The sequence below is a fragment of the Chromohalobacter sp. HP20-39 genome (assembly GCF_033052815.1).
Lineage (GTDB): Bacteria > Pseudomonadota > Gammaproteobacteria > Pseudomonadales > Halomonadaceae > Chromohalobacter.
Genome location: NZ_JAWHTP010000853.1, coordinates 1 through 257, shown reverse-complemented (window position 1 = coordinate 257; position 257 = coordinate 1). Strand labels below are relative to the sequence as shown.

The 257-nt window shown below is 46.7% G+C and carries 1 pseudogene; it reads right to left on the bottom strand.

Annotated features, from left to right (window positions below):
- Positions 1–257, bottom strand: a pseudogene (locus RVY79_RS20380) (hypothetical protein); the annotation flags it as partial.

The following is a 257-nucleotide window of genomic DNA, read 5'->3' as shown; positions in this document are numbered from 1 at the left end:
GCCAGCCGGAAGCGCACGAGATAAGTCAATGCGACCTTGGGCATATAAAAAATCATTGACACCCTTCATTCCCCATCCTACCCGATCCAACTCAATGTAAAGATTGTCCACGGCGTCATAATGCACAGATGGAATGTAACCACATGAAAAGTCCCATGTTTCGAGCCAGTCGAGAAAGTCAGACCTGAAATATGAAGGAACAATATTTTGAAGTGTGGCTATGGAATCCGCCATCTGCTGAGGCGTTAATGCGCTCC